23 protein-coding genes are annotated in these 23,548 nt (G+C 62.9%); 6 read left to right on the top strand and 17 right to left on the bottom strand.

From position 1 onward, the window contains the following. Positions 1 to 297 precede the first annotated feature (297 nt). Positions 298 to 819 carry a single-stranded DNA-binding protein gene (gene ssb, locus ACI3KW_RS13090; RefSeq protein WP_404848435.1) on the bottom strand — a complete coding sequence of 174 codons (522 nt, stop codon included), beginning with the start codon at positions 817 to 819 and terminating at the stop codon, positions 298 to 300. Positions 820 to 1,099: 280 nt separating this feature from the next. Here ssb and ACI3KW_RS13085 point away from each other — a divergent pair, with 280 nt between their 5' ends. From ACI3KW_RS13085 to ACI3KW_RS13070, 4 genes are all read left to right on the top strand, one after another. After that, entirely contained in the window at positions 1,100 to 1,744 is a 645-nt protein-coding gene (locus tag ACI3KW_RS13085; protein ID WP_404848434.1) for a LysE family translocator, read from the top strand. Positions 1,745 to 1,971: 227 nt separating this feature from the next. Further along, entirely contained in the window at positions 1,972 to 4,863 is a 2,892-nt protein-coding gene (gene uvrA / locus ACI3KW_RS13080) for an excinuclease ABC subunit UvrA (RefSeq protein ID WP_262172092.1), read from the top strand. Positions 4,864 to 5,140: 277 nt separating this feature from the next. Continuing rightward, positions 5,141 to 5,293, top strand: coding sequence for a hypothetical protein (locus ACI3KW_RS13075; protein WP_162740095.1), 153 nt, complete (start codon positions 5,141 to 5,143; stop codon positions 5,291 to 5,293). Positions 5,294 to 5,490: 197 nt separating this feature from the next. Further along, on the top strand, positions 5,491 to 5,640 hold the full coding sequence (locus tag ACI3KW_RS13070) for a DUF1127 domain-containing protein (protein WP_081917282.1): 150 nt from the start codon (positions 5,491 to 5,493) through the stop codon (positions 5,638 to 5,640). Positions 5,641 to 5,725: 85 nt separating this feature from the next. Here the strand turns inward: ACI3KW_RS13070 and ACI3KW_RS13065 are convergent, their stop codons facing one another. After that, a complete protein-coding gene (locus ACI3KW_RS13065; protein WP_404848485.1) occupies positions 5,726 to 5,875 on the bottom strand; it encodes a hypothetical protein in 150 nt (49 codons plus the stop codon). Then, a complete protein-coding gene (locus ACI3KW_RS13060) occupies positions 5,823 to 6,083 on the bottom strand; it encodes a hypothetical protein (RefSeq protein WP_404848433.1) in 261 nt (86 codons plus the stop codon). The genes ACI3KW_RS13065 and ACI3KW_RS13060 overlap by 53 nt, the downstream gene beginning before the upstream one ends. Positions 6,084 to 6,218: 135 nt before the next feature. Here ACI3KW_RS13060 and trmFO point away from each other — a divergent pair, with 135 nt between their 5' ends. Further along, positions 6,219 to 7,604 (top strand): methylenetetrahydrofolate--tRNA-(uracil(54)-C(5))-methyltransferase (FADH(2)-oxidizing) TrmFO, encoded by a 1,386-nt coding sequence (gene trmFO, locus ACI3KW_RS13055; protein WP_404848432.1) that lies wholly within the window; start codon positions 6,219 to 6,221, stop codon positions 7,602 to 7,604. Positions 7,605 to 7,632: 28 nt separating this feature from the next. On the opposite strand, the gene ACI3KW_RS13050 is transcribed toward trmFO, so the two are convergent. The 4 genes from ACI3KW_RS13050 to yajC are packed head-to-tail and all read right to left on the bottom strand — an operon-like array spanning position 7,633 to position 11,827. After that, positions 7,633 to 8,475 (bottom strand): phytoene/squalene synthase family protein, encoded by an 843-nt coding sequence (locus ACI3KW_RS13050; protein WP_404848431.1) that lies wholly within the window; start codon positions 8,473 to 8,475, stop codon positions 7,633 to 7,635. After that, positions 8,475 to 8,861 (bottom strand): Mth938-like domain-containing protein, encoded by a 387-nt coding sequence (locus ACI3KW_RS13045; RefSeq protein WP_262172094.1) that lies wholly within the window; start codon positions 8,859 to 8,861, stop codon positions 8,475 to 8,477. The genes ACI3KW_RS13050 and ACI3KW_RS13045 overlap by 1 nt, the downstream gene beginning before the upstream one ends. Then, positions 8,861 to 11,413, bottom strand: coding sequence for a protein translocase subunit SecD (secD, locus tag ACI3KW_RS13040; protein ID WP_404848430.1), 2,553 nt, complete (start codon positions 11,411 to 11,413; stop codon positions 8,861 to 8,863). The genes ACI3KW_RS13045 and secD overlap by 1 nt, the downstream gene beginning before the upstream one ends. A 60-nt stretch (positions 11,414 to 11,473) precedes the next feature. Beyond that, positions 11,474 to 11,827 carry a preprotein translocase subunit YajC gene (yajC, locus tag ACI3KW_RS13035; protein ID WP_113120595.1) on the bottom strand — a complete coding sequence of 118 codons (354 nt, stop codon included), beginning with the start codon at positions 11,825 to 11,827 and terminating at the stop codon, positions 11,474 to 11,476. Between the two features lie 205 nt (positions 11,828 to 12,032). On the opposite strand from yajC, the gene ACI3KW_RS13030 reads away from it, so the two are divergent. After that, positions 12,033 to 12,905 (top strand): ATP-binding protein, encoded by an 873-nt coding sequence (locus ACI3KW_RS13030; protein ID WP_404848429.1) that lies wholly within the window; start codon positions 12,033 to 12,035, stop codon positions 12,903 to 12,905. Positions 12,906 to 12,973: 68 nt separating this feature from the next. Here the strand turns inward: ACI3KW_RS13030 and ACI3KW_RS13025 are convergent, their stop codons facing one another. From ACI3KW_RS13025 to ACI3KW_RS12980, 10 genes are all read right to left on the bottom strand, one after another. Beyond that, positions 12,974 to 13,810, bottom strand: a complete 837-nt coding sequence (locus tag ACI3KW_RS13025) for a M23 family metallopeptidase (RefSeq protein ID WP_162740096.1) — start codon at positions 13,808 to 13,810, stop codon at positions 12,974 to 12,976. 675 nt (positions 13,811 to 14,485) lie between these two features. Next, on the bottom strand, positions 14,486 to 15,250 hold the full coding sequence (gene surE, locus ACI3KW_RS13020) for a 5'/3'-nucleotidase SurE (RefSeq protein WP_404848428.1): 765 nt from the start codon (positions 15,248 to 15,250) through the stop codon (positions 14,486 to 14,488). After that, positions 15,250 to 16,581, bottom strand: coding sequence for a serine--tRNA ligase (serS, locus tag ACI3KW_RS13015; protein ID WP_404848427.1), 1,332 nt, complete (start codon positions 16,579 to 16,581; stop codon positions 15,250 to 15,252). Before serS ends, surE begins: the two co-directional genes overlap by 1 nt. A gap of 150 nt (positions 16,582 to 16,731) precedes the next feature. After that, the gene (gene tatC, locus ACI3KW_RS13010) at positions 16,732 to 17,562 is read right to left on the bottom strand and encodes a twin-arginine translocase subunit TatC (RefSeq protein ID WP_404848426.1); all 831 of its coding nucleotides are present in this window, start codon (positions 17,560 to 17,562) and stop codon (positions 16,732 to 16,734) included. Between the two features lie 3 nt (positions 17,563 to 17,565). Then, positions 17,566 to 18,279 (bottom strand): Sec-independent protein translocase protein TatB, encoded by a 714-nt coding sequence (gene tatB, locus ACI3KW_RS13005; RefSeq protein ID WP_404848425.1) that lies wholly within the window; start codon positions 18,277 to 18,279, stop codon positions 17,566 to 17,568. 75 nt (positions 18,280 to 18,354) lie between these two features. After that, entirely contained in the window at positions 18,355 to 18,570 is a 216-nt protein-coding gene (gene tatA, locus ACI3KW_RS13000) for a twin-arginine translocase TatA/TatE family subunit (protein ID WP_035098482.1), read from the bottom strand. Between the two features lie 58 nt (positions 18,571 to 18,628). Beyond that, a complete protein-coding gene (locus ACI3KW_RS12995; RefSeq protein WP_404848424.1) occupies positions 18,629 to 19,729 on the bottom strand; it encodes an ABC transporter ATP-binding protein in 1,101 nt (366 codons plus the stop codon). After that, entirely contained in the window at positions 19,729 to 20,361 is a 633-nt protein-coding gene (scpB, locus tag ACI3KW_RS12990; protein WP_113120603.1) for an SMC-Scp complex subunit ScpB, read from the bottom strand. The genes ACI3KW_RS12995 and scpB overlap by 1 nt, the downstream gene beginning before the upstream one ends. Beyond that, a complete protein-coding gene (locus ACI3KW_RS12985) occupies positions 20,358 to 21,146 on the bottom strand; it encodes a ScpA family protein (RefSeq protein ID WP_262168227.1) in 789 nt (262 codons plus the stop codon). Before ACI3KW_RS12985 ends, scpB begins: the two co-directional genes overlap by 4 nt. Positions 21,147 to 21,268: 122 nt before the next feature. Then, a complete protein-coding gene (locus ACI3KW_RS12980) occupies positions 21,269 to 23,311 on the bottom strand; it encodes an SPOR domain-containing protein (RefSeq protein ID WP_404848423.1) in 2,043 nt (680 codons plus the stop codon). Between the last annotated feature and the right edge of the window lie 237 nt (positions 23,312 to 23,548).

The raw sequence follows: 23,548 nt of genomic DNA, 5'->3' as shown, positions 1-23,548 counted from the left end.
CTCCCCCTGATAGGGGGCGGACCGCCTTGTGATTGGGACTCGATCGAGCTTTAAGAGTGGAGAGATCCCTCCCCCTATCAGGGGGAGGCTAGGTGGGGGTACTGAGATGCCATCCCCAGACCTGACCGTCGTTCGGCGCCTCTGAAGATAAAGCCCAGAGATCGTGGCTCTCGTCCCCCCCTCCCTGCCCTCCCCATCAAGGGGAGGGTGAACCCGGTGGACGTGGCCACGCCCGAGCAAAAAAAAGGAGGCCACCGCAGTGACCTCCTCCACAATTCCTATGCAACCCGCCATTCCTCAGAACGGGATATCGTCATCCATGCCGCCGGGCTCAAAAGCCGGGGCGTTGGAAGCCGGGCGCTGGGCGCCGCCGCCACCCGCAGGACGGGCACCACGGAAGCCGCCGCCATTGTCGGCGCTGCGGAAACCGCCATCGCCACCACCGCCGCCGGCATTGTCGCCCTCGCCGCGCCCATCGAGCAGGGTCAGGTTCGAATTGAAGCCCTGCAGCACGATTTCGGTCGAATACTTGTCCTGGCCGGACTGGTCCTGCCATTTGCGGGTCTGCAACTGGCCTTCGATATAGACCTTGCTGCCCTTGCGCAGATAGCTTTCCGCCACGCGGGTCAGGCCTTCCGAGAAGATCACCACGCGGTGCCACTCGGTCTTTTCGCGCTGCTCGCCGCTGGTGCGATCCTTCCAGCGCTCCGAGGTGGCGATGGATAGGTTCACCACCTTGCCGCCGCTCGGCAGATTGCGCACTTCGGGATCGGCACCCAGATTGCCGACGAGGATCACCTTGTTGACGCTGCCTGCCATAGCAAAAATCCTTTCAATTCAGTCCCGGGCCGCTGTGCCGCCAGGACGCTCACATATCTCGTTGCCGGGGCGACAAGCCCCGTGATCGCCAGACCTTACTCCGCCCCGCCCCGTGCCGCGCGCCAAACTTGGCGTTTTGAACAGAAGTGATCTGGGCCCTGCATGTATGTTCTCTATATGTTCCATTTCAGCGTGGCCGTCAAGACCACTGCTGACACAGTTTGTCAGCAGGCCTCGGCCAAGCCAGCACGGACTTTCCTCACCCCACGCGAGACCATGATTGGATTACGCCCAGGCGCTCTGGCTCTACTTTATCCTGCTGTTCGGCATCATCATCGTGCCCGGCATGGATATGTTCTTCGTGCTGGCCAATGCGCTGACCGGCGGCCGGCGGGCGGGCCTCATGGCGACGGCCGGGATCATGCTGGGCGGCGCGGTGCATACGCTGTTTGGCGCGTTGGCGGTCGGCGTGCTGACGCAGTTGCCGGCCGAAGTGTTCCGGGCAATGATCCTGATCGGCGCAGCCTATATGGCCTGGATCGGCTATACGCTGGTGCGCAGCTCGATCACGGTCGATCATATCGGCAACGCGCCGAGCCGATCGAGCTGGGTGGCGTTCCGGCAAGGATTGATCACCTGCCTGCTCAATCCCAAGGCCTATATGTTCGTGGTGGCGGTGTTTCCGCAATTCATCCGGCCGCAATTCGGCCCGCTCTGGCGGCAGGCGCTGGTGATGGGCGTGATGACGGTGCTGATGCAGATGCTCATTTATGGCGGATTGGCGCTGACCGCGGCCAAGGGGCGCGACGCGCTGATCGGCAACCCGCAGGTTACCCAATGGATCGGCCGGGGCGCTGGCGTGTTGTTCATCCTGGCGGCGGCGTTCGCCGCCTGGCATGGCGTGTTCGGCCATGTCGGGACTTGACCGAATCCAGTTTGTTCCTTTTACGTTCTTGTGCGATAAGGAAAGGCGTTTTGCGCAAGCCTGCCCTGACACGATAAGGTGACGCCGGCGCTCAAACGCCCGGTAAGATGGCCGCTTGCGGCCAAGGCGGCTGGCTCCTATCTCTGCAAGCTGCCAGCCCAACGATACGAATTTAATTTGCCGCCCTGTGCCCACACGGCGCAGCCAGCCATGGACGTCCGACAATGATGCAAAAGCCCAGCCAGAACCGAGAGATCGTCGTGCGCGGCGCCCGCGAGCACAATCTCAAGGGCATCGACGTCCGCTTGCCGCGCGACAGCCTGATCGTGATGACGGGGCTGTCCGGCTCGGGCAAGTCTTCGCTGGCCTTTGACACCATCTATGCCGAAGGGCAGCGGCGCTATGTGGAGTCGCTGAGCGCCTATGCGCGGCAATTCCTCGAAATGATGCAGAAGCCCGACGTGGAGCATATCGAGGGCCTGTCGCCCGCGATTTCCATCGAGCAGAAGACCACGTCGCGTAACCCGCGCTCTACGGTTGGCACTGTCACCGAGATTTATGATTACCTGCGCCTGCTCTATGCACGCGTCGGCATTCCCTATTCGCCCGCCACCGGCCTACCCATCGAGAGCCAGACCGTCAGCCAGATGGTGGATCGCACGCTGGAGCTGCCCGAGGGCACGCGGCTGTTCCTGCTCGCCCCGATCGCGCGCGGCCGCAAGGGCGAATACAAGAAGGAATTGGCCGATCTGCTGCGTAAGGGCTTCCAGCGCGTCAAGATTGACGGCGAATATCACGAGATCGAGGATGCGCCGGCGCTCGACAAGAAGTTCAAACACGATATCGAAGTGGTGGTGGACCGCGTTGTGGTCGGCCCCGATATTGCCGGCCGCCTGGCCGAAAGCTTCGAGACGGCGCTAAAGCTGGCCGATGGCATCGCGCTGATCGAATATGCCGACGAGAAAAACGAGGATGGCACGCCGCGCCAGACCACGTTCTCGGAAAAATTCGCCTGCCCGGTTTCCGGCTTCACCATTGCCGAAATCGAGCCGCGCCTGTTCTCGTTCAACAATCCGTTCGGCGCGTGCCCGGTTTGCGATGGCCTGGGCACCGAGCAGAAGATCGACCCCGACCAGATCGTGCCGGATGCGACCATGTCGCTCAAGGACGGGGCGATCCTGCCCTGGTCCAAAACCAGTGCGCCTTATTACCTGCAGACCCTCTCGGCCGTGGTGAAGCATTTCGGCGCCTCGACCGGCACGGCCTGGTCGGACCTGCCCTTTGAGGTGCAGCATGCCGTGCTCTATGGCACCGACAAGACGCCGATCAATTTCGTCTATGACGATGGCCTGCGCCAATACAAGACGACCAAGCCCTTCGAGGGCGTGATCGGCAATCTCGAGCGCCGGTATAAGGAAACCGAAAGCGCCGGCATGCGCGAGGAAATCGAGAAATACATGTCGGCCAAGCCCTGCGTGGCGTGTGGCGGCTATCGCCTCAAGCCCGAAGCGCTGGCCGTCAAGATCGATGGCCTGCATATCGGGCAGGTCACCGAGCAGTCGATCCGCAATGTCTCGAACTGGTTTGCCGCCCTGCCCGAGCGGTTCACGCCCAATCAGAAGCAGATTGGCGAGCGCATCCTCAAGGAAATCACCGAGCGGCTGAACTTTCTCAACGATGTGGGGCTGGAATATCTCTCCATGTCGCGCAATTCCGGCACGCTGTCGGGCGGGGAAAGCCAGCGCATTCGCCTCGCCAGCCAGATTGGCTCGGGTCTGACCGGCGTGCTCTATGTGCTCGACGAGCCCTCCATTGGCCTCCATCAACGCGACAATGCCCGCCTGCTCGATACGCTGCGCCGGCTGCGCGACCTGGGCAATACCGTCATCGTGGTCGAGCATGACGAAGACGCGATCCTCACCGCCGATTACGTGCTCGATATCGGGCCGGGCGCGGGTGTGCATGGCGGCCATATCGTGGCCGAAGGCACGCCGCAGGACATTCTCAATCACCCCGATTCCCTGACCGGCAAATATCTCTCCGGCCGCATGGGCATTCCCCTGCCGGCGGAACGGCGCGTGGCCAAGAAGGGCAAGGCGCTCAGCGTCAAAGGCGCAACGGGCAATAATCTGAAGAACGTGTCGGTGGATGTGCCGCTGGGCATGTTCGTCGCCATCACCGGCGTATCGGGCGGCGGCAAGTCGACCCTGATGATCGACACCATGTATCAGGCCATTGCGCGGCGCTTGAACGGCGCCCGCGTAGTCCCTGCCCCGCATGACAGCCTGACGGGGCTCGAATTCCTCGACAAGGTCATCGATATCGACCAGAGCCCGATCGGCCGCACGCCGCGCTCCAATCCCGCCACCTATACCGGCGCCTTCACCCCGCTGCGCGAATGGTTTGCCGGCCTGCCGGAGAGCAAGGCACGCGGCTATGGGCCGGGGCGGTTCAGCTTCAACGTCAAGGGCGGCCGCTGCGAGAAGTGCGAAGGCGATGGCGTGCTCAAGATCGAGATGCACTTCCTGCCCGACGTCTACGTCACCTGCGACGTGTGCAAGGGCAAGCGCTACAATCGCGAAACGCTCGAAGTACAGTTCAAGGGCAAGTCGATTTCCGACATCCTGGACATGACGATCGACGAAGGCGTCGATTTCTTCTCCGCCGTGCCGATCATCCGCGACAAGTTCGCCACGCTGCAGCGGGTGGGCCTGGGCTATGTGAAGGTCGGCCAGCCCGCCACGACCCTCTCAGGCGGCGAGGCGCAGCGCGTCAAGCTCTCCAAGGAACTCTCCAAGCGCGCCACCGGCCGCACGCTCTACATGCTGGACGAGCCTACCACCGGCCTGCATTTCCACGACGTGGCCAAGCTGCTCGAAGTGCTGCACGAGCTGGTCGATGGCGGCAATACCGTGATTGTCATCGAGCATAATCTCGAAGTCATCAAGACCGCCGACTGGGTCATCGATCTTGGCCCCGAAGGCGGCGATGGCGGCGGCGAGATCGTCGGCGTCGGTACGCCCGAGGATATCGCGGCCAATCCGCGCTCGCACACCGGCACCTTCCTCAAGGAAATCATGGCACGGCGGCCCATGCGCACGAGCCAGGCGGCGGAATAATTTTGGCCTCAAGGGTGAGGATGGCCGCTCTATGCGCCATCCTCATCGGGCGTGAGCATTATCCGCCCTCAACGCTAGCAGTCCGCTAACCAATTCCCGCTGCATGTCATCAAGCGCCAATTTCTGCGCATCAGACCTAAGTCTAACACTATTATGACGAAGCGCGGATCAGGCCATGCGCCGACTGCATGATGCGTCTGTAGTTTGCGCCATGGCCTTTGCCAACGAACAGGATCATGTTCCGGCTTGTCGCAGACCTCCATGAAGGAGCTGACCGATGTTTATCCGAGCCGTGTGGCGCAAGAAGCGCCTGGTCGATATCAAGCAGACATTGCGTGAGACGGATGTGCCATCTGCGCGAGACGCAGGGCTACTGGGGATTTGCGCCCCTGACTTCACCCAGATGACCAAGGCGCTGTTCGACCGCTGAGCGGCGCTACAGACGGCAGCAGGGGCGGCCGCTGGTTTGCCGCTGGCTAGCCATATGCCCGCCGCACCGCTTAACCGGAAATGAACGAGCCCGGTTAATGCCCCGCGCAGAATGCATAGCTCGTTTGACCAATCTCCCACTGCTCATCTTGCGGGCCCTGCCCTAAATATAAGCTCGTAAACAAAGGAGACTACCAAATGGACATCCGTAAGACTTTCAAGAAGTGGGCCGCCTACCAGCAGACCGTCCGTGAGCTTGCCGCTCTCGACAATCGTCAGCTGAACGACCTTGGTATTTCGCGCACCGACATCAATCGGATTGCTCGTGACCATGCCAGCTCGCTCTAAGATTTGCCGCACTGAACTTTTAGACATAGCAAATCGAACACCCGCTTCTCTCTGAGACGCGGGTGTTTTGCTTTCTGCCTGGCGATCAGAACGCTAACCTGCCGACCAGCTCGGCATAATCCACCATCACCGCATCACGAAACGCCCGCCGTTGCTGGAGCAGCTGATACCACGCCTCGACGTTAGGCATGGCAGGACGCTCGATATCCATGGTGAACCAGCGGTAGAGCGACACGCCCGCCACGATATCGGCGTAGCTTCGCCCCTACCGTTGCATGGCTCTCCCAGACCGTCAGGTCGCCATCCTGCAAAGTGGGGACGACGCCATTGGGATTGAGCGCGCAATAGGCAGGGGTGTCGAGACCGCCATGGGAACCGCCGACGGGGCTCGTGGCGATAGGGCAGCCCAAGCTCTTCGATGGTCCAGAGCGTTTTCTGGACATTGCATGAATTTTTACGGTCCCACAGGGTCAGGTTTGGACTCATCTTTTCCTCCCAGGCCGAGCCAAAGGTAGAGTTTACGGGCTATTGCGCAAGCAGCAGTTGCGCGCTCCCGTCAGGCTTGGTATCTGCCGACCATGTCCACATCAGAACCAATTCATATTATCGGCGGGGGTCTCGCCGGGTCCGAGGCCGCATGGCAGGCTGCTGAAGCCGGCGCCACGGTTATCGTCCACGAAATGCGCGGCGTACGCAGCACCGATGCGCATAGCACCGATAGCTTTGCCGAGCTCGTCTGCTCCAATAGCTTCCGCTCCGACGACCACGAGCAAAATGCTGTTGGCCTGTTGCACGAGGAAATGCGACGCCGCGGCTCGCTGATCATGCGCGCGGCCGACTTGCACAAGCTACCGGCCGGCGGCGCACTGGCCGTCGACCGACATGGCTTTTCCGACGAAGTCACCCGCGCCATTCACAACCACGCCAATATCACGGTGGTTCGCGAAGAGATTGCCGGCTGGCCGCCGGAGGACTGGAAGAATGTCATCATCGCCAGCGGGCCGCTGACCTCGCCAGCCCTGGCCGATGCGATCCTGGCCAAGACGGGCGAGGATGCTTTGGCCTTCTTCGACGCCATCGCCCCGATCGTCCACAAGGACAGCATCAATATGGACATTGTCTGGGCGCAGTCGCGCTATGACAAGGCGGGTCCAGGCGGCACGGGGGCCGATTACCTGAACTGTCCGATGAACAAGGACCAGTATTACGCCTTTGTCGAAGCGCTGAAAGTGGCGCCGCTGCATGAGTTCAAGGATTGGGAAAAGGTGCCGTATTTCGACGGCTGCCTGCCCATTGAAGTCATGGCCGAGCGCGGCGTCGAAACGCTGCGGCATGGGCCGATGAAGCCGGTGGGGCTGACCAATCCGCGCGATCCCCTGGTCAAGAGCTATGCCATTGTGCAGCTGCGGCAGGACAACGCGCTGGGCACGCTGTGGAACATGGTCGGGTTCCAGACCAAGATGCGCTACGGCATCCAGGCTGAGATTTTCCGCATGATCCCGGGGCTGGAGAATGCGCAATTTGCCCGGCTGGGCGGGTTGCATCGCAATACATTCCTCAATTCTCCCAAAGTGTTGGGCCCTGACCTAAAACTCAAGGCCGATCCGCGCATCCGCTTTGCCGGGCAGGTCACAGGCGTCGAGGGCTATGTGGAAAGCGCGGCAGTTGGCCTGATCACCGGGCGGCTGGCTGCGGCGGAAAGCCGGGGCGAGAGCCTAGCGACACCGCCGCTAACGACCGCGCTTGGCGCGTTAGTGGCGCACATCACCGGCGGGCATATCGAGGCCGAAGGCTATAGCGGGGCACGCAGTTTCCAACCGATGAATGTCAACTTTGGATTGTTCCCCGAGGTGACGGTGACCAAGCCAGAAGGTGCTGGGCGTTGGCGCGGCAATGACCGGACGATTGCCAAGCGCAAGGCGATTACCTCGCGGGCGCTGGAAGATCTGAAGGGTTGGGCGTAAGCGCCCTTCCCTCCAACCGCTCATCCCGCTACCGGTTCCGCAGCGCCCACCACATCAGACGCGTGATTTTGCGCCAGTCGGGCTCGTCAGCGGCTGGCGCGAAGGCATTTGGGGATTTGTCCAGGTGCGCCAGTTGCGTTTTCAGCACCGCTATCGGAGCGAAGGCGGGCTTGAGGGAGCCGGGAAGCGTGGCGATGGCGGCTTCGGCTTTGGCGAGGTGGCCGGCGGCGAGTTCGGTGATTTGGCCGAGTGCTTCGACCAGACCTTCGCTTTCCTGGCCGGAGAAGATTTCACGTTCCTGCACGCCATTGGCGGCCAAGATCGACCAGGGCAGCATGATCCGGCCCTGCGAGGCCGTGTAGCCGAAGGCTCTGATATGGCCGATCATGGCGTGGGCGACGCCCAGATGGCCGGCGGCGTCGCCGGTTTCAACCGGCTCGCCAGCATTGAGGATCATTGCGGCGAGCTGGTAAAGGGTCGAAGTGGTTTCGCCCGCATAGCCCTCGAAACTCTCCAGATCCGGCATGGGATCGTCATAGAGATCGAAGCGCCGGGCGGCGATGAGGCGTTGCAAGGTGCCGGCGGGAATGCGATAGCGCGCCATGGTATCGAGCAAGGCGTCGGCCACCGGATTTTGCCTGACATCGCCATGGCCTTCGCCATCGACAGCATCGGCCCACCATTGCAGGCGGATTTCGCCGGGCGCGGGATTGGTGACGCGGTCACGCACCGAGGCGACGTCGGCATTGAAGGCGTAGAGTGCTGTGACTGCGTCGCGCCCTGCCTCATTCAGCACGAGGGTCGCGAGATAGCGGTCGCGGTCATTGGTGCGCAGGTCCGCCGCGGCGTGGACGAAGCTCTCGGCAGTCATCAGCGCGCCCGATCCACTGCGATCAGTGCCGCAGCGACGGCGCGTTGTTCGCCAAACAACACATTATAGGTGCGGACGGCACCGCCGGTGCCGATGGCTTCGACAATGACATTGCGCTCGCGGAAGGCCTGGCGGATAGCGGGATCGAGCGCGGCGATATCATGGCCCAGGCCGATGAACAGCACGTCGATGTCGTCGGCCACGGCGAGTACTGGCGCTAGGCTTTCCAGCGTCAACTGCGCCGGGGCGGTGACGTCCCAGGCGAACATGCCATTGGGCAGGCAGAGGAGCGAGCCCCGATGCGACATGCCGGCAAAGCGGAAGCCGCCATTGCCATAGGCATCGAGGCCAACCTGCTCGGGATAATGTCCCGCCTCAATCACAATTAGACAGCTGCCCCATCGGCAGGCTTGCTCTTTTTGTCCGCGTCATCGGCGTCCGTCTTCGACTTGAGGCCAAAATTGATCAGGATTGGACCGTTGACGATGATCGAGGAATACATGCCGACAAAGCAGCCGAAGGTCATGGCGATGGTGAAGCTGCGAATGACTTCGCCGCCGAAAATGACCAGCGGAATCAGCGCCAGGAACACGGTGAACTGCGTCAGCGTGGTGCGCACAATGGTCTGGTTGATCGACATATCGATCAATTCCGGCAGCGGCATCTTGCGATGCTTGCGCAGATTTTCTCGAACGCGGTCGGACACGACCACCGTTTCGTTGAGTGATAGACCCACCAATGTCAGCACCGCCGCGATGGAGGTCAGATTGAACTCCAATCCGGTCAATGAGTAGAGCCCGATAGTCATGATGACGTCGTGCGTGGTGGTGGTGACGGCCGCCAGGGCGAATTGCCATTCGAAGCGGAACCAGATGTAAATCAGGATCGCAACGAGCGCGACGATGACCGCGATGGCGCCCTTCCATGCCAGTTCGCCCGACACGGTGCCGCTAACCGCCTCGGTGCTGCGGATGGTGTAGTTTTCGCCTGCGAGCGCATCTCGCACCTTGGACACGGCCACCTGGTCAGCGTCCTGGCCACCTTCCTGCGCCTGAACGCGGACCAGCACGTCTTCGGGTGTGCCAAAGCCCTGAACCTGGATTTCGCCAAGATTGAGGCCATCCAGCGTTTCGCGGATCTGCCCGACATCAGCCGGACCACCCTCATGCTGGACGACAATGGCCGTGCCACCGACGAAGTCGATGCCCAGGTTAAAGCCCTTGAAATAGGCCGAACCGATGGAGAGGACGCTCGCGACAATCGAGAAGGCGATCACGTAGCGGCTGATCTTCATGAACGGGATTTTGGTCCCGTCTGGGACGAAGCGGAAATGCTGGATCTTGAGCGTCTTGGGACGACGCGCGCGGAACCATAGGCCCACGAAATACAGCGTGACCATGTAGGACGTGAACAGCGAGGTGAGAATGCCGAGCGCCAGGGTGACGGCAAAGCCCTGCACCGGGCCTGAGCCCAGGAAGTAGAGCACGATAGCCGCGATCAGCTGGGTCAGGTGGGAGTCGATAATGGTGCCCCAAGCCCGCTCAAAGCCCGCGTTGATGGATTGGAGCGGCGAACGGCCCGCCTTCTGCTCTTCGCGCATGCGTTCGTAGATCAGCACGTTGGCGTCCACGGCCATGCCGATGGTGAGCACGATACCGGCAATACCGGGCAGCGTGAGCGTTGCACCCAGCATGGAGAGCGCGCCAAAGATCAGCACGATGTTGAGGATCAGCGAGATATTGGCGAAGACGCCGAATAGGCCATAGGCGATAACCATGAAGGCCACGACGAGAACCGACGCGACGACACCAGCGGTGAGGCCGTGCTGGATGGAGTCCGCGCCCAGGCTGGCGTCGACGGTGCGTTCTTCAACGATATCGAGGCTGGCCGGCAGCGCACCGGCGCGCAACAGCACGGCGAGATCATTGGCCGACTGGGTCGTGAAATTGCCGCTGATCTGGCCGGAGCCCTGGGTGATGGCCGACTGAATGACCGGGGCGGTGATGACGGTGTTGTCGAGCACGATAGCGAAGCGCTTACCGATATTGGCCGAGGTTATCTGGCCGAAAGTAACGGCACCACGCGTATCGAAGCGGAAGCTGACCACGGGCATGGCGCGCTGCTGGTCGTAGCTGGGCTGGGCATCGACAAGGGATTCGCCACCAAGCGCCACATCTTCATACAGCAGCTCGCTTCCGCCATCCTGGCTGGGCAGGATCATGGTGCCGGCGGGTAGACCCTGGGCCTGTGCGGTCGCTGCCGACATGCCGGGATAAACCATATGGAAGGTCAGGCGCGCGGTGCGCGAAATAATGTCCTTGAGACGGGTGGAATCGCCGAAACCGGGAACCTGCACCAGAATGCGGTTGGTGCCCTGGCGCTGAATCTGCGGCTCGGTGGTGCCCAGCTCGTCAATACGATTGCGGATGACTTCGATGGATTGTGCGACGAGCGAGGAGGTGCGCTGGCTGATGCCCTCGGGGGTCAGCGTGATGGTCAGCTTGCCGTCCGGCGTCTCGCCAAAGGCGAATTCATTGACGCCGCCAACCGCGAACATGCCGTTGGAAACGGTGTTCTGCAGGCCTTCGATCAGCGTCTTGGCCTGTTCTTTCTGGGTCGGATCGGTCAACTCGATGGCGATCGAATTGGTCGCCGGATCGGTGGTGATCAGATTACCGATGCCGTTCTGGCTCGCCAGAATATTGCGGGCATCACGGCGCACACTTTGCAGGCGCTCGGTAACGATGCCCTCTTCGCTGACCTGCAGCAGCAGGTGCGAGCCGCCCTGCAGATCGAGACCCAGAACCACTGTCTGCTTGGGCAGGAAGCTCGGCCAGGCGTCGCGCACATCCTGTGGCAGGAAACTGGGAACGGCGAATAGCACGCCCAGCAAAGCAACGATGGCGATGACAGCAGTACGGATCGGCGAAAATTGCATCTGTGCAAGTCCTAGAGGCAGAAAAGCCGGAGCCCATGGGCTCCGGCGAAGGGTGGCTGCTTACGCAGGCTTGTTGTCGTTGACCGGCTCGGCCTTGGAGCGCACGTCGGAAATCATGCCGCGCACCAGCTTCACCTTGACGCCCGTGGCGATCTCGACTTCGAGGTCTTCGCCATCGACAGCCTTGGTCACCTTGCCGACGATGCCGCCGGTGGTCACGACCGTGTCGCCGCGGCGGATGGCCGACAGCATGGCCTGCTGGGCCTTGAGGCGCTTCTGCTGCGGACGGAAAATCAGCAGCCAGAAAATCACCACCAGCAGCAGGATCGGCATGAGCTGGATGAAAATATCGGTCATGCCGCCACCCGCTGCGGGGGCGCCGGCTGCCTGGGCATAAGCTGGCGTTACAAACATGAAGCGTGCTCCTTATCTTTTCTTTTTAACTTGTGGAGGGGTCAGCGCCAGAAACCGGCATCGTGTAACGATGCAAGTGGACGCATATGGGCCTGACTGCACTTGCGCCCCGGTCAAAATCGCGCGGACTATACATTTGCACCCTAGCGATTGCAAAGGCATTCGCGGAGCCGCAAATTGCCGCGCCGACGACGAGGATAAAGACTTGAAGAGCGAAGACCAACTCACTGAAATTGCTGCATCCCTGGCTCGAATTGCCCGTTCATTGGAGGCGCTGGCGCCGGAGGCGCCGGACGTGGCGCCGACGCTCGGGAGCGAGGATGCCTATCATTGGGATGGCGATGCCGGATTCTTGATGGCGGTGCCCAAGGTCGCCCGCGTGCCGCTGGGCATGCTCAAGGGAATCGATGCGGTGCAGGATATCCTGCTCAAAAACACCGAGCAGTTCGCCCGGGGCCATGGCGCCAACAATGCGCTGCTGTGGGGCGCGCGGGGCATGGGCAAGAGCTCGCTGGTCAAGGCGATCCATGGGGATATCACGGCGCGCGAGGGATTTGAGCGGCTGGTGCTGATCGAGATTGCGCGGGAGGACCTTGAGACCCTCCCTGCCCTGATGCGGCTGATCGGCAAGGAAGCGGCGCGGTTCATCGTGTTCTGCGACGACCTGAGTTTTGATAGTGGTGAAACCAGCTACAAGTCGCTCAAGACGATCCTCGATGGTGGGCTCGAGGGGCGGCCGGACAATGTGCTGTTTTATGCCACCTCCAACCGCCGCCACCTGATGCCACGTGACATGATCGAGAACGAGCGCTCGACGGCGATCAATCCCGGCGAGGCTGTGGAGGAGAAGGTGTCGCTATCGGACCGGTTCGGGCTGTGGTTGGGCTTTCACAATTGCGACCAGCCCACCTTCCTCTCGATGGTGCGGGCCTATGCCGACCATTATGGGCTGGGGCTGGACGAAGAGACGCTGCGGGCGCGGGCGATCGAGTGGTCGGTAACACGTGGCGCCCGATCGGGCCGCGTGGCGATCCAGCTGGTGCGGACGCTGGCCGGGGAAATGGGGAAAGCGGTTTAACCACACCCTGCCCCACAAACAAAAATCCCCGCCGAGGCGGGGATTTTTTTTTGATTGGTAATGTGCACTCAGCTGGCGAGCAGCGGCATGGGATCGACCGGGGTGGCGCCCTTGCGCAGTTCGAAGTGGAGCTGCGGCTGGGTGACCGAGCCGGTCATGCCGGCGGCGCCGATAGTGTCACCGCGGCTGACATTGGCGCCCTTGGCGACGCTCATCGACTTGAGATGGGCATAGGCTGAGACATAGCCATTGGGATGGCGGATCAGGATCAGGTTGCCGTAACCTTCGACGCCTGAACCGACATAGATCACCGTGCCGTTTTCGGCGGCCTTGATGGCGCTGCCCTCGGATGCTTCGATATTGATGCCGGTGCCGCGCGAGGCGGCAAAATCGGTCAGCACGCGACCGCTGACGGGCCAGCGGAACTTGGTATTGCCCGACATTGCAGGCTCGGCAGCCGGCACATTGGCGACCTGGGTCGGCGCGGATGCCGGAGCTGCCTGCTGCGGGGTCGGAGCGGGCGTCGCAGCAGTCTGCAGCGTATTGGGCGCGGCGGTTGGCAAGGTCTGCTGCAGCGGAGGGGGCGCCGGATTGGTCGAAGCGACCTGGACAGGTGCGGGCGCCTTGGTGGCGAGCAGATCGGCGCGGCCCGGAATGATGACCTTCTGGCCCACCACGATCTTGTCGGGGGACGAGAGCCCATTGGCCAGCACGAGGGCCTGGGTGGTCACGTCATAGCGGCGGGCGATGGTATAAAGCGACTCGCCGCTGGCAATGGTGTGGGTGAACGTGCCGCCAGTGGCGGCCGGTGCAACCGTGGGAACGGCGCTATTGGTCGGCAGGGTGCCGAGCGTGGAGGGCGACGGCATCGGGGCCGCCGCAGCGAAGGCGGGCTGAGCTTGCATGGCTGGCTGGGATCCCATTGGAGACGGAGAACTCAATACAGGAAGGTCTTGGGACTGCACGGTGGGCGCTGTGCCCATCGCGGTAACTGGCGCCATTGGCGCAAGCGGCTGAGTGTAACCCGTCTGGACCGGCGAGTTCCAACCGCCGCCGACATTGGCCGGGGGCAGGAACTGGTTCTCGGCAACCTGCGGCGCACCGAGGCTGGACGGCATGGGCTGGGTATAACTTGAAGGAGAGTTCTGCGGCACAGAGGCTGTCGTCGTCTGATCGCCGAATGTACGGCTCCCAAAGCTGGAACAACCGGAAAGGGCAACGGCGGCAGCCACCAGGCCAACCATCGCAACTGCACCTTTCGGTGCCCGACGGGATACGCGGATACTCATCAGCTCACTCGTACGCAGGTACTCAACACGAATTTGAGACTAAGCCGGTAAGGTAAAGACGAGTTTAAAGCCGATGCGATTTGAGCAAAATCGGATGGGGTGGATTCTGGATTGGGTAAGGTTAAGAGTGCTGAGTACCTCACACCCACCGTGTCATTCCGGCGCAGGCCGGAATCCATTCTGAAGACCAGCCGCGAACATCGCGTTTGCCGTCAGAGCACAGCATGGATTCCGGCCTGCGCCGGAATGACATCGTGGGTGGGGCACTTCCGGTGGCCCACCCGCTTCGGCCTAAAGCGCCAGCTTGCCTTTGAGGCGTTCGGTGGTGGCCATATCCGTTTGTTGCAACAACAACGGCGTTACCGTGATGGCCTTGTCCTGCCGCAGCACTTCGAAATCGTGGGTGGGATCGAGCGGCAGAGGCGTTTCTGGGACGGCGACGAAGAATTTTCCCGCATTGTCGCTGGCGTAGTAGCGGAATGGCGACCGCGAGAAGCGTTGGTGCTGGACCACTGAGATGCCGGAGACTTCGTCGGGTGGGCACCAGGGGAAATTGACATTGTAATAGGTTTGGCGGCCCTCGACGACGGCGAGGATGGCGCGGACGGTGGCGGCGCCATAGCGAACAGCGTTGGCCCAGTCGACTTCGCGGCCATGTTCGTAATTGTTGGCCTGGCTCATGGCGATGGCGATGGCGCCCTGCAGGGCCCCTTCCCGCGCGCCGGCTGCCGTACCCGAGCAGTTGATGACATCACCCAGATTCTGGCCGGCATTGACGCCGGACAGGACCAGATCGGCGGGCCGGTCCAACAAATGCGTCATGCCGGTGACAACACAATCGGCGGGGGAGCCACCGATCACGGTAAAGGTGCGGTCCGCGCGCTGCTCGTAATGCAGCTCGCGGCCGAGGGTGAAGCGGTGCCCTGCCCCGCTCTGATTGCCATCGGGCGCAACGATCCACACGTCGTCGCTGATGGCCCGAGCGATGTCGGCCATCACGGCGAGGCCCGGCGCATCCACGCCATCATCGTTGGTGAGCAGGATGCGCAAGGCCATTAGCGACCACCGATCGAGGTGAGGCCGCCCATATAGGGCTGCAGCACTTCGGGCACGAGGACGGAGCCGTCCTCTTGCTGGTAGTTTTCGAGGACCGCTATGAGGCAGCGGCCGACGGCCGTGCCGGAGCCATTGAGGGTGTGCACGAAACGCGGTGCCTGCTTTTCGCCGGCAGGACGATAGCGCGCATCCATGCGGCGGGCCTGGAAATCGCCGCAGACCGAGACCGAGGAGATTTCGCGATAGGTATCCTGGCCGGGGAGCCAGACTTCGAGGTCATAGGTCTTCTTGGCGCCAAAGCCCAGATCGCCGGTGCACAGCGTCATGACGCGGTAGTGCAGCCCCAGCTTTTGCAGCACGGCTTCGGCACAGACCAGCATGCGCTCATGCTCGTCCACCGAAGTTTCGGGCGTGGTGATCGATACCATTTCGACCTTGTTGAACTGATGCTGGCGCAGCATGCCGCGCGTGTCGCGACCGGCCGAACCGGCTTCGGAGCGGAAGCAAGGGGTCAGCGCGGTGAGGCGCATGGGCAAGGCTTCTTCGCCAAGAATGGATTCTCGGACGAGATTGGTAAGCGGAACTTCGGCCGTGGGGATCAGCGCCAGCCGGCCGTCACCATGGGGCGTGAAGAAGAGGTCTTCTTCAAACTTGGGCAGCTGGTTGGTGCCGTAGAGGGCGTCATCCTTGACCAGCAGCGGCGGCTGGACTTCGGTATAGCCGTGTTCGGTGGTGTGCAGGTCGAGCATGAACTGGCCGAGGGCGCGTTCGAGCCGGGCGACCTGGCCCTTGAGCACGACGAAGCGGCTGCCCGAGAGCTTGGCGGCTATTTCGAAATCCATATCGCCATTGGCGGCGACGCCGACCTCGTAATGCTCCTTGGGAGCAAAAGAGAAGCTGGGCTTGGGGGCGCGGGCCTTGGCGGCGGTGGCGGGCGAACCATTGGGGCCGAAATATTCGACATTGTCGGTTTCATCGACGCCGTCGGGCACATCTTCGAAGGCCAGGTTGGGCAGGACCGAAAGGGCATTGCGCAACTCGAGTTCGACGGCGCGTTCGTCCGCTTCGCCCTGGGGGATGAACTCCTTGAGGGCGGCGACTTCGGCCATCAGTTCGGCAGCCTTGGCTTCGTCTTTCTGGGCCTTGGCCTGACCGATTTGCTTGGAGAGAGCGTTGCGCTTTTCCTGGGCCTCGTTGAGGCCGGCGATGATTTCCCGGCGGCGATCATCGATGGCAAGCAGATCGGAGGAGCGGACCGATACACCCTTACGCCGCGAAATGGCGGCGTCGAATGCTTCGGCGTTGGCACGGATCCACTTGATATCGAACATCGGTTGATACGGGACGTCGCCCGCCTCTCTGGTTTGCAGGGCTGGAGCACTGGGCCTGATGGCGCGCCCGAGAAACCATCAGAGCATGACAGAACGCTGCCACGACCTCCTCCGTCGCAACGCGCTGGACGAGGTCCGTAAATTTTGATCCTAGGACGAAGACTCGTCGCTCGGGCTCAGATCGGTCGCGGAAGATGCGGCAGCCGCTGCGGCGCGCCGACGCTCGACCATGCGCACGGACAGGATCGAGAGTTCGTAGAGCAGGTACATGGGCACGGCAAGACCGATCTGGGAAATCGGATCGGGCGGCGTGATCAGCGCGGCGAACACCAGGATGGCCACAATGGCGTAGCGGCGCCCCTTCTTGAGCATATCGACATGCACAAGATCGATCTGGGCCAGCAGGGTCAGCACGACGGGCAGCTGGAAACAGGCGCCGAACGCCAGGATCAGCAGCATGGCGAGACCAAGGTATTCGGACACGCTGGTCAGCATCTTGATGTCTTCGGTCTGCATGCTGGCGAAGAAATGCAGCGCCATGGGCAGCACAGCAAAATAGACAAGCGCCGCACCGGCGATGAAGAAGATCGGCGTGGCAACGAGATAGGGAATAAACGCCTTGCGCTCGTGCTTGTAGAGGCCGGGCGCCACGAACATGTAGATTTGGCTCGCGACCACGGGGAAGCCGAGGAAAATGGCGCCAAACAGAGCCACGTTCAGATAGGTGAAGAACAATTCCTGGGGCGCCGTATAGATCAGCTCGGCATTGGGAATGGCCCGCAGATAGGGGATCAGCAGCGCATCATAGATATTGCGCGCGAAAATGAAGCAGATGACCATCAGCACGATGATCGCCACCGCCGAATAAATCAGCCGCTTGCGCAGCTCGATCAGGTGCTCGAGGAGCGGGGCTTCGCTACCGGCCAGTTCGTCTTCGACCGGCTTGCTCTTGTCTTCGATCTGCGGAGTGGCGTCGGCCATGGTCTATTGGTTTCCGGCTTTCGCTTCGGTTGCGGGCGGCTTGGGCTTGGCGGCAGCTTTAGGCTTTGCTGCAGCTTTGGGCTTGGCATTTGCTGCCGGCTTGGGGGCGACACGCTTGGCGGGCGCTGGCTTGGTCTCTTCCGGTGCGGCGACTTCGGCAGCGACAGGCTTCGCAGCCGCTTTACGTGGCTTTTTAGGAGCCGCTGCTTTGGCGGTTTCGGTCGGCAAGGGCGCCAATTGGGTGGTGATCACCGGGCGGGTCGGAGCGGCTTTCGCCTTAACCGGGGCCTTGGGTTTAGGCGACGCCTTTTTGGGCGCGGCAACCGCTTCGGTGGTGGTCATCAGCGGAGCAGCCGCGGCCGCAGGCGCTGCGATGCCAGCGGCGGCCTTGATCTCGTCCACTACGCTTTCGACCTTGGGATCAGCCGGCTTGATAATGCCGCTCGGCTTCTGCCCGGTCGGGGTGATGGTATTGAATTCGCGCCGGATTTCCTCGGCGGTCTTCTTGAGCGGGCTGGTCAGCGAATTGCGCAGATTACGCACTTCATCAAGACCCGTGGTCTTGTTGATCTCGCGCTGGAACTCATTGCCCATGCGGCGAATTTGGCCGATCACCTTGCCGACGCGGTTCATCACCACAGGCAGGTCTTTGGGGCCGATGAAAATCAGCGCCGCAAGACCGATGACCAGCATCTCTGTCCAGCCCAAGCCGAGCATAGTGTTCTATTCCTTAGAAGGCAGCGCGGCCCTTCGGCCGCGGGCGAGCCGTGGGCCGCAGCGAGCAGGACGCAATCAAGCGTCCTTGCTACGGTCTACTTCGCGAGCATCGACTTCGGCAGAGGTGGTAACCCGTTCCGCCGGCTTGGTCTCTTCATCGCGCATGCCCTTCTGGAAGGCTTTGATGCCGGAGGCGACTTCACCCATCATTCCGGAAATCTTGCCGCGGCCGAACAGCAGCACGACAACAACGGCGATAACGAGAATGCCCCAAATTCCTGGCGCGTGCATATTGGACTCCCTAGACTTTCAGACGCGTGACACGCGATAGATATAGCGAGAAATAGGTTTAATCTCGGCCAAACACAAGAACGTGTTCCTCGTTGAGAGTTATGAACACGTCTTGGCCCACAGCAATGTCGGCTCTGGCGGGCTGGCGCAGAACCAATGGTGCCTCGATCCCATTCACCTTGACCTCGCAGATATCGATGCCGATGGCGTCGCGCTTGGCGACCAGGCGGCCCGGCGTGCCGGGGCCGGAGGTGGATAAATCAGCGCCGCCGGTGGGGCGGATGGCGATGGTGACGGCCGTGCCATCAACCAAACCCGGCGTGGCAACAGGGCCTAAAGGCGTGAGCGCCCGGCCGTTGACGACGATGGATTCGATTTCGCTGAGCGGGGAAAAGAAGCGCGCGGCGTTGAGATCGACGGGGTGACGGTAGATTTCGGCGGCGGTGCCGATCTGGGCGATGCGGCCCTGACGGAGCAAGGCGACACGGTCGCCCAGGACCATGGCTTCCTCGGGATCGTGGGTGACGACGAGGCTGGTGGCGTGAGTTTCGCGGAGGACGGCGAGGGTTTCTTCGCGCACCGTTTCACGCAAACGTGCGTCGAGACTGGAAAATGGCTCGTCGAGCAGGAGCACTGCGGGGCGGGGCGCGACGCTGCGGGCGAGCGCCAGGCGCTGTTGCTGGCCGCCGGACAGCATGTGGGGATAGTCGGCCCCGCGGGCGCCCAGGCCGACGCGGTGGAGGGCCGAGCGGGCTTGGGCCAGAGCGGCGGTGCGGCCGAGGCGGCGCAGGCCGAACAGTACGTTTTGTAGAACCGTAAGGTGAGGGAAAAGCGCAAAATCCTGAAACATCAGGCCAATTCCCCGCCGGTCGGGCGAGGTGGTGGCGCCGGGAGACGAGACGGTTTGACCATTGATCAGCAGGGCGCCGGCGTGAACGGGCTGGATGCCGGCGGCGACGCGGAGGGCGGTGGATTTGCCCGAGCCTGATTCCCCGAGCAGGCAAACAATCTCGCCGGGCTCGAGGCGGAGGGAGAATTGATCGAGCACCACCCTGCCCCCGAGGTGAACGGAGACCTCGGCGAATTCGAGGGTGGCGGCGAAGCTGACCCCGGCAGTGCCGCGGGCGCCCCAGCTGCGCAGTTCGGTGGAATTCGGCACTATGAATTGTCCTCGAGGTCTTCGTCGCCGGGCTCGAGCGGGTCTTCGTCGTCGCGCAGGGCGCCTTCGAAGGGGAGCGGGATTTGCAGGCTGGGCGGGAGGCGGTTGGAGAGGAGGCCCGAGCCTTTGAGCTCGTCGAGGCCGGGGAGGTCGCCCAGGGCTTCGAGGCCGAAGTGATCGAGAAAAGCCTCGGTCGTTCCGTAGGTTACGGGACGGCCGGGGGTGCGGCGGCGGCCACGCATGCGAATCCAGCCGGCTTCGAGCAGCAGATCGATGGTGCCCTTGCCGGTGGCGACGCCGCGGACTTCTTCGATTTCGGCGCGGGTGGCGGGCTGGTGATAGGCGATGATGGCGAGGGTTTCCAGCGCCGCGCGGGAGAGCGGGCGGGTTTCCTGTTCTTCGCGGCGGAGCAGGAAGCCGAGGTCTTCGGCGGTGCGGAAAGCCCATTTATCGGCACGACGTACGAGGTTTACACCCCGGCTGGCATAGCGCGATTGCAGCTCCAGCAGAAGCGCAGCAACATCTGCCCCTTCACCCAAATATGCTAACAGACTGTTAGCATCGAGAGGCTCCTTAGACGCAAAAAGCAGCGCTTCGAGAATGCGCAAATGCCGCTCGGTGACTTCACTCACGGCGTGTCACTCTTGCGGCGGCGCATGAAAAGCGGCCCGAATGTCTCGGTTTGGCGCAGATCGATCTTGCCCAGGCGCACCAGCTCAAGGCTGGAGGCGAAAGTGGACGCGCGAACGGTGGTGCGTTCGGCCGGGGTCGCCAGATATTCGGCAAGGTAAGTGTCCATGGCGACCCATTCGAAACTATCACCGATCAGGCGCTGGAGGATATCTCGCGCCTCCTGCAGCGACCAGACGGTGCGTTGCAGGGGGGTATAGTCGGTGGTGGCGCCGCGTTCGCGCTGACCGGCATAGGCCTTGAGCAGGTCGTAGAGCGAGGCTTCCCACAGGCTCTTGCGATTGATCTCGATGGGTTCGGGCTCGCCGCGGGCGTAGATCTGGAAGCCGAGGCGCGGGCGATTCATCAACTGGCTGGCGGCACGGCGCATGGCTTCGAGGCGCTTGAGGCGGAATTGCAGCATGGCGGCGAGCATTTCGCCGGACGGTTCTTCGTCGCTGGGCGCCTGGGGCACCATGAGGCGGCTTTTGAGATAGGCGAGCCAGGCGGCCATGACGAGATAATCGGCAGCGACCTCGATGCGCTTCTCGCGGACGGTCTCGATGAATTTGAGATATTGCTCGGCCAGGGCCAGCACGGAAATGGCGGCCAGATCGACCTTCTGGCGGCGGGCCAGATCGAGCAGCAGATCGAGCGGGCCTTCATAGCCATCGACATCGACATACATGACGTCTTCGTCGGCTGGCGCCGCCGGCGTATCGAACCAATCGGTCTGTGGGCTCGTCATGTCAGTCGGTGGCCGCCTTGCAAAATATGCAACAATCCTTGGCCTTTGGACCAAGCAGCGTCAAGCACCGCACCCATTCCTGATTGGGTTGTGCCCCGGTACTAGGCCCGGGACACCCTCATTTACATCGTGAAGCAGTCGCCGCCGGCGGCTTTGACTTGGGTGCACATGTCGTTGGCCGACTGGATGGAGTTGGCGGGGACGCGGACGCGGTAGAAGACGCCGCGGGCGCCAAGGTCGACGCGCTGGACTTCCATATTGGCGCCGCCAAAGAGCGGGCCAAAGCGGGAGACCATGGCCTGGGCCGTCTGGCGGGCTTCGGCTTCGCTGCGCTGGGAGGCGAGCTGGACATAGGCGGGAGCGTCGTTGGGCAGCGCTTCGACTTCGGTGGCGCCGGCCGGGATAGCGGCGGTACTGGCAGCCGGTGCCGGTGTCGGTGCGGGCGTTGCGGCAGGTTCAGCGGCATTGTTGATGATGGCATCGACCGTGGTGGCAGGAGCCGCGGAGGCCGTCTGCTGAGCGAAGCTGGCCGGACGGGTGCGCGGCACGATGGTGGTCTTGCCCGCGATCGGATTACCGGCGGCATCAACGGCCGGAACGGTGGAGCCAGGGGTTACCGGCGTCACGGGCGGGACCACGGGAGTGGGAGCCGGCGTGGGCGTCGGTTCGGGCTGGGCGGCAGCGGCGAGCAATTCGGGGCTGGCGGTTTCAGCGCCGGGGACGGCGGGCACATTGGGACGATCGACCGGCAGAATGGCCGAACCGGCAACGGTTTCCTCGCCGCTGACAATGGTGCCATCGGGACGCACGGTGACGGTACGGACCTTGCGATTGGCCAAGCCTTCTTCGCTGACGGATGGCGTGGAGGCGACCTGGGTCACTTCGTTGACGTCGGCCTGATCGCGCGAGACCAATTGCTCGTCGCTACCGGGCTGGACGCCGTCGATTTCGTTGAAGACCACCGATTGGTTGGCAGCGGCCGTTGCCGGTTGGGCAGCGGGGGTTTCCTTGATCGGGGTGGCGTCGGCCGTGAGTACGGGTGGCGGACCACTTTCCCCGCCCATGCCCAAGACCCAATAGAGACCAAAGCCAGCGAGCGCGAGCAGCACGACGGCGACGACCGGACCGGCCAGCGCGCGGGAAAAATTGAAACTGCGCGGCGCGCGCGGAGCGCGTTCAGCCTTGACCCGGCGCTTACCGGGCTTGGCCTCTTCAGCATCTGCCGTTTCGACCCAGCCGATATCGGCGCCGGTCGCGGCGGCGGCGGCCAAAATGGTCTCATCGACGTCCGAAACGGGGCGTGGCGAGCGGGCGGCCGACTGCTGCGCCAGCGTGGGCGTGGCAAGACTGCGTAGCGCAGGACTGGCCAGGGGCCGCTCTTCGGCGGACCTGACTGGGGCGGGCGCATCGGAATCGACGCGGACGGCGCGGCCGATCAGGTTTTCGATTTCGTCAATCGGATCGGAGCCGAGTGTATCGTCAGCAGCGCTTTCAACGGCGGCAGGCGTTGCTGTAATCGGGGCCTCGATGCGCGGCTCGGACGGCGTCGGCGTGGGCGCAACGGCAGCAGGCGTTGCCGGGCGCGAGCCCAGGCCGAACACCGGCGGAATCTTGAAGCTGTCGGCCTGCGGCTTAGGCGCGGGCTGCGGGCTGCCGAAGCTGGGCTGGCGGCGCTCATCCTGATCGACGACAAGACCGCCCGAGACGGCCGGACGGGCCGCCTGTGGCGTGGGAGCGGTCGCCACCGGCGCGGCGGGAGCAGCTACGGGCGTGGGTTCGGCCTGGGTATCGCCCAGCAGCTCAGCGGCGATCAGATCGGCAATGCTGTCATAGTCGCTGCTGGTGGGCGCGGAAGCCGCGGCAGGTGCGGCAACGGTCGGCTGCGGCGCGGGCTTGGGGGCCTGCGGCACAGGAGAGCTGACCGGGGAGGATTTGGGTGCGAAATCCAGGTCAAAATTGAACGCATCGGGCTCGCGCCTGGCTTCGGCGGGAGCCGGCGCGGCCGGGGCTGGAGCAGCGGGCGCTGGTGTCTCGACCGGCTTGGCGGTAACGACCGGCGCGGCAGGGCTTTGTTCAGGCTCGCGCCGCGGCGGAACAGGCTGTTGCGCAACCGGCTGCGGCGCCGGAGGCGTTTCGGCAGGACGATTGAAGTCGAAACGCGGCACGGGCGTTGGACTGGCTGCGGCAGGCGACTCGCCGCCCGGAATACGGACCGGGAACGGCGTGGGCTGAGGGGAAGCTGGCTGAGGGGTGGACGGCGCAGGAGTATCCGTGCGCGCATCCTGCGCCATCAATTTCGCGAGTTCTGCGATCAGGTCGTCTGCGTCAGATTGTCCGGCCATTGGCTGCGGTTTCGCTGTTGTCATCAAGCAGCGCCTTCTTGGTTACTGCAACGGCGCCCA

The sequence above is a fragment of the Devosia sp. ZW T5_3 genome (assembly GCF_044987315.1).
GTDB lineage: Bacteria > Pseudomonadota > Alphaproteobacteria > Rhizobiales > Devosiaceae > Devosia.
The sequence above is the reverse complement of the archived record's forward strand: the minus strand, read 5'-3'. Positions and strand labels throughout refer to the sequence as shown.

Coding starts and splice junctions, on each gene's coding strand:
- tatC (WP_404848426.1), bottom strand. CDS start 17,562: ATGGCCGACGCCACTCCGCAGATCGAAGACAAGAGCAAGCCGGTCGAA.
- trmFO (WP_404848432.1), top strand. CDS start 6,219: ATGTCCACATCAGAACCAATTCATATTATCGGCGGGGGTCTCGCCGGG.
- tatA (WP_035098482.1), bottom strand. CDS start 18,570: ATGCACGCGCCAGGAATTTGGGGCATTCTCGTTATCGCCGTTGTTGTC.
- serS (WP_404848427.1), bottom strand. CDS start 16,581: ATGTTCGATATCAAGTGGATCCGTGCCAACGCCGAAGCATTCGACGCC.
- ACI3KW_RS13060 (WP_404848433.1), bottom strand. CDS start 6,083: ATGTCCAGAAAACGCTCTGGACCATCGAAGAGCTTGGGCTGCCCTATC.
- ACI3KW_RS13070 (WP_081917282.1), top strand. CDS start 5,491: ATGGACATCCGTAAGACTTTCAAGAAGTGGGCCGCCTACCAGCAGACC.
- ACI3KW_RS13025 (WP_162740096.1), bottom strand. CDS start 13,810: ATGCAAGCTCAGCCCGCCTTCGCTGCGGCGGCCCCGATGCCGTCGCCC.
- secD (WP_404848430.1), bottom strand. CDS start 11,413: ATGCAATTTTCGCCGATCCGTACTGCTGTCATCGCCATCGTTGCTTTG.
- surE (WP_404848428.1), bottom strand. CDS start 15,250: ATGGCCTTGCGCATCCTGCTCACCAACGATGATGGCGTGGATGCGCCG.
- yajC (WP_113120595.1), bottom strand. CDS start 11,827: ATGTTTGTAACGCCAGCTTATGCCCAGGCAGCCGGCGCCCCCGCAGCG.
- uvrA (WP_262172092.1), top strand. CDS start 1,972: ATGCAAAAGCCCAGCCAGAACCGAGAGATCGTCGTGCGCGGCGCCCGC.
- ACI3KW_RS12985 (WP_262168227.1), bottom strand. CDS start 21,146: ATGACGAGCCCACAGACCGATTGGTTCGATACGCCGGCGGCGCCAGCC.
- ssb (WP_404848435.1), bottom strand. CDS start 819: ATGGCAGGCAGCGTCAACAAGGTGATCCTCGTCGGCAATCTGGGTGCC.
- ACI3KW_RS13075 (WP_162740095.1), top strand. CDS start 5,141: ATGTTTATCCGAGCCGTGTGGCGCAAGAAGCGCCTGGTCGATATCAAG.
- tatB (WP_404848425.1), bottom strand. CDS start 18,279: ATGCTCGGCTTGGGCTGGACAGAGATGCTGGTCATCGGTCTTGCGGCG.
- ACI3KW_RS13050 (WP_404848431.1), bottom strand. CDS start 8,475: ATGACTGCCGAGAGCTTCGTCCACGCCGCGGCGGACCTGCGCACCAAT.